General features: G+C 59.5%; 1 protein-coding gene. It reads right to left on the reverse strand.

Going from position 1 to position 1,900, the window contains the following annotated elements; genetic code table 11:
• Window positions 1-69 precede the first annotated feature (69 nt).
• Window positions 70-1,344 carry a group II intron reverse transcriptase/maturase gene (gene ltrA, locus GLP40_RS33070; protein ID WP_154791962.1) on the reverse strand — a complete coding sequence of 425 codons (1,275 nt, stop codon included), beginning with the start codon at window positions 1,342-1,344 and terminating at the stop codon, window positions 70-72.
• Window positions 1,345-1,900 lie beyond the last annotated feature (556 nt).

Genomic DNA, 1,900 nt, shown 5'->3' on the forward strand with positions numbered 1-1,900 from the left:
CTACGAGGTGAGTCGGCGGCGGGAATCTCACCCGCCGCCGCTCTCAGAACCGTGCTTAACAGTCTCCCGTTACACGGCTCCCGCTGTTGAACCGGTAGGCAATGCACCGTGTTTCCAGTGCGCGAACATGCCCGGATAGACCGAAGCGATCTCAGCGAGTTGCCTCCGGGCCTTCCTGGTTGCACGGCGGAACCGTTTGTACTTCCTTACTGCCCATTTCACGAGGAACGGGTTGATCTGTCGCTCCAGGAATCGAATCAAATCGGACTTGTAGAAGCGCCCGTAGTAGTTGATCCAACCGGCCACGACGGGGTTGATCATCGCAGCGATCTCCTGAAAGCTCAGCGCGGTCCAGCGACCCAACTGCCAGTTCCGGATGGTCGCGGCCATATTCTTCCTCGCCTGCTTGCTCACCGCGGGCAGGAAGCCAGATTTCAGCCTCCCGTCCCGCAACCGAGCAGCCCGTCGCCGGAACGTGAACCCGAGGAAGGTGAATTCCGTGACCGGGAAATCCAGGTCACGCCCCTCCTGCTTGCAATACACGATCCGGGTCTTCTCCGGGTGCAGATTCAGCCCGAACTGACCCAACCTGCGCCCGATCGCATCGCGGACGAACTCCGCTTGCTTCTCACTGGCGCAATGGATTACAGCGTCGTCGCAGTACCGCTCGAACCTGATCGACGGGAACTCTCGATCCAACCAGGCATCGAAAGCGTAGTGCATGAACAGATTCGACAACAACGGCGAAATCGCGGACCCCTGCGGAGTCCCCTTGTCCCGCCCGACGAGTGCCCCATCGGTCTGCTGCATCGGTGCGATCAGCCATCGCTTCACATACAGCAGAACCCACGGCAACCCGGTGTGTTTCTCGACAGCGGCGACGATGGGAGCGTGCGGAACGTTGTCGAAGAATCCTTGGATATCGAGGTCGATGATCCAGGGCTGTCTCCAACACCGCTGTTTACACGTTTCCACCGCTTCCCATGCCGATCGACCCGGACGATAACCATACGAATCCCGATGGAATACCTTCTTCACCTCAGGATTCAGGACCATGGCCACCGCCGTCTGAGCTATCCGATCGGCGACGGTCGGCACCCCGAGGGTCCGAACACCACCATGCTTCGGGATCTCCACCGCCCGAACGGGCGGCGGGAAGTAGCTTCCCGACGACAACCGATTCCAGAGTCGATACAGGTTATTCTTCTCGTCCTGCTCGAACTCCGCCAACGACTGCCCATCCACACCGGCCGCTCCCTTGTTGGCCTTGACCCTCTGATATGCGTTCCACACCAGAGTTTTCGGGATATCGAACGGTTTGCCTGCCGATCTCGTCTCGGTCATCAGATTCCTCCCATTACTGGTTGATCATCGATCGAAACCCAACAACACGCCCCCTTCGCTCCGCCCCCATTACAGGGGTTTCACCGCTACTACGGGGCGTTCCGCCCTCCTGACACGCCACCAGGTTCTGCACCCGTCTCGCGTCCGCCTCAACCAGCGGACGTCGTTTCGCGTCGAGGAGTTCTCCTGTTCCGTTGTGAAGCCCGGACCGAGCTCGCGCCACCTTCATGCCGGACACCACCAGACCAATCAGCAGGCACCCGTCTGGCTCATCCCGGAACAGCATTAAGGCCCCGGTTTCGATGTCACTTGGCCTAACGACACGTCATCAGTGGTTCACTCACGTTCGCCTTCTCGGCCCACACCTGCCTTGTCACGCAAGGCTTTTCCCACGACGCTCACCACCACGACTCATTCACCGCAGCAGCTCGGGGCGGTTTGACACCTGCACCTGCATGCCGATATCGAAGGACCTACCTTCATCTCCACAACAGCACGGCGACAACAAGATTCGCGCTTTTACATCACGACCTCCCTATCACCTATCAGGACACAC

This window comes from Nocardia aurantiaca, from assembly GCF_009708175.1.
GTDB classification, from domain to species: Bacteria; Actinomycetota; Actinomycetes; order Mycobacteriales; family Mycobacteriaceae; genus Nocardia; species Nocardia aurantiaca.